Annotated in this window: 2 protein-coding genes and 1 pseudogene; all 3 read left to right on the top strand. The window is 47.4% G+C overall.

The window, feature by feature from the left end:
• Window positions 1-436, top strand: a 436-nt coding sequence (locus A136_RS18880; RefSeq protein ID WP_017063803.1) for an HlyD family efflux transporter periplasmic adaptor subunit, incomplete at its 5' end; no start/stop codon positions are given.
• Window positions 437-443: 7 nt separating this feature from the next.
• Window positions 444-1,763 carry an ABC transporter permease gene (locus A136_RS18875; RefSeq protein ID WP_017063802.1) on the top strand — a complete coding sequence of 440 codons (1,320 nt, stop codon included), beginning with the start codon at window positions 444-446 and terminating at the stop codon, window positions 1,761-1,763.
• Window positions 1,760-1,996, top strand: a pseudogene (locus A136_RS18870) (ABC transporter permease); the annotation flags it as partial. The gene A136_RS18875 and the pseudogene A136_RS18870, both read left to right, overlap by 4 nt.

Below are 1,996 nucleotides of genomic sequence, written 5' to 3'. Positions count from 1 at the left end.
GGGGCCCGCCACTCAAAAAGCGTTAATGGCAGCGGGTGCGGTAGCGGAAGTTGAAGCTTACGCAAAAGACACACAGATCCACAGCTGGTTTAATGGCGAAGTCTCTCAGGTTCTATTGAGCAGTGGAGAACTTGCACCACAAGGCTTCCCTGTTGTGACTGTTATCGACACCAAGGATGCTTGGGCTGTGCTCAATGTTCGTGAAGACATGCTTAAGCATTTCGAGAAAGGCAGCCAGTTTGAGGCGTACCTACCGGCTCTGGATAAATCATTAACTTTCCAAGTAACTCACATCGCCGTAATGGGTGATTTCGCAACTTGGCGCTCAACAGACGCAGCACAAGGCTTCGATTTACGTACTTTTGAAGTAGAAGCGCACCCTGTCGATACGAGCGAAACACTGCGTATGGGCATGAGCCTAGTGGTTGAGCTTTAGGTGACTTATGTCTGCTAACTCTCAATATACTGGATCGCAATCTAGAGGCTCGCAATCAACTGAGCATCATAGAGCGAAGAATACCTTGCTTCGGCAGTGGGCGATTGTCCGCAAAGACAAATGGTTGTTGTCTTGCCTAACTTGGATTCCTTTGCTGCTTGCTGCCAGTATCTGGCTGATTTTTTCACAAGGGATCGCTCGTGACTTACCGGTCGCAGTTGTCGACCTTGAGCACAGTCAAATCTCGCAACAGTTCACACGCCTTGTTGATGCGTCACCAACGCTGCAAGTCACTCAGAAATACAGCTCTGCGAGTGATGCGGCGAAAGCGATGATCGAACGTGATATCTATGGTTATGTTGTGATACCAAGGCACTTCGACCGAGACCTTCTGCTCGGCTTGAATCCGCAAGTGTCTGTATTCTATAACAGCCAATTTATCTTAATCGGTAAGCTGGTGAACTCTGCCTTGCTGCAGGCTCAAGGGACTTTTAACGCGCAACTTGAAGTCGTGAAACAGCTGTCACACGGTGATACCACGGTGCAATCCGCATTAGGCCAAGCAGTAACGGTACAAAGCCAGATCACGCCGCTGTTCAACAAGAACACCAGTTATGCACAGTTCTTGGTGTCTGCGGTTATTCCTGCACTGTGGCAGATCATGATTGTGGTGGGCACGATATTGGTTTTGACGGCGAACGTTAGAGCTCGTGGGCTTCACGCTTGGTTATCCAACGCCCCTATGAAGTCACTCGCATCAACATTAACGCCCTACCTTGTCTTGTTTTTGATGTTTGGTATCGCGTTTAGTTTTTGGTTCTATGTGCTCTTAGACTGGCCATTTAACGGCAGCTTTGTGGCATTGACTATTGCCCAACTGCTAACCGTGATCAGTTGTATCATTATGGGTTGTTTGTTTTTCTTCTTAACACTTGATCCAGCAAGGGCGATGAGTTTCGCTGGCGCATTTACGGCACCAAGCTTTGCGTTCATGGGTATTACCTTTCCAGTAACAGACATGAATACAGCTGCTCAAATTTGGAGAAGCTTATTGCCCGTGAGTCATTACATCGAAGTACAAACGGCGCAGTCTAGTTATGGTGTGAGCGCAGCACAGTCTTTGATCAGCCTCTCTTCTATGTTGTGGTACGCAGTTCCTGCTTTCGTGGTAATGTTGCTAATTAAGAAACACTTGGCGCAATCAGATCTAACTGCACAAGCAGATCCATCTACAAAAGCAGGTCTATCAGCAAAAGCAGTTTTATCTGCAAAAACAACGCCGTCAACACAGCCAGAAGCATCAGCACAACAAGGAGTAAAACGATGAGCTTTACTCAACTGCTCAAGCAAGAACTCTTAGCGGTATTGCGCAACCCTGTCGTGCTTCTTACGGTATTTGGTGGTGTGGTCTTCTATTCCTTCTTGTATCCATTGCCTTACGCGAACCAAGTTCCTCAACAACTGAAAGCTTCGGTTGTGAACTTGGATAAGAGTCAAAGCAGCTATCAATTAGAGCGTATGGTGGATGCCACCTCTCAGATCGAATTGGTCCGTCGAGAT

The sequence above is a fragment of the Vibrio crassostreae 9ZC13 genome, from assembly GCF_000272045.2.
Taxonomy (GTDB): Bacteria; Pseudomonadota; Gammaproteobacteria; order Enterobacterales; family Vibrionaceae; genus Vibrio; species Vibrio crassostreae_C.
This window is presented reverse-complemented; position numbering and strand designations above follow the sequence as displayed.